Source organism: Blastomonas sp. CCH1-A6, from assembly GCF_001556365.1.
Lineage (GTDB): Bacteria > Pseudomonadota > Alphaproteobacteria > Sphingomonadales > Sphingomonadaceae > Blastomonas > Blastomonas ursincola.
In genome coordinates, this window is sequence record NZ_LSIS01000374.1 from 1 (window position 1) to 564 (window position 564).

Here is a 564-nt window from a genome sequence, read left to right on the forward strand (position 1 = left end):
TCACCCTGCTGTGGATGCCGCCGGCCGAGGAAGCGGCGCGCGCGGAAGGGTGGCTTTACGAGGGTCGGTCAACATCCGGCGTCGATCCGTGGGAGTTGCTCAAGGGCTTTACCGACCGCAGCGACCGGGTGCTCAATCTGGTCGAAGGCTTCGTGCCCGAGGTCCGCTGGCTCGACGACGCCGAGACGCTGACCTACCTGCACAGCACCATCTCGACCCGGCGCCAGCGGGTGCGCGTCCCCGAAACGCCGATGCACCTGGACGCGCTGCTCGCCGACGAGCCGCTAACCGGCGGGCTCGAACCGCGCTTGGGCGACCATCATCTCCGCACGCTGACGATCACAGGATTCCCGAGCGTCACCTTCCCCGGTCTGCTCGACGAGCTGAACCGGCTCGCCTTCGAGTATCGCTGGTCCACCCGCGCGATCATGCTCGACAAGACCGACGCGACCAAGTTGCTGGCCAAGATCAGGCGGCAATGGTTCGCCAAGCGCAAGTCGGTCGCGGCGATCCTCAAGGAAGTCATGACCAACGAGGCGTCCACGCTGCTCGACAGCGACGCCT

Annotated in this window: 1 pseudogene; it reads left to right on the forward strand. The window is 66.5% G+C overall.

Features of this window, described 5'->3' with window-relative positions:
• Positions 1–564: pseudogene (locus tag AX735_RS17575) on the forward strand (conjugal transfer protein TrbE); the annotation flags it as partial.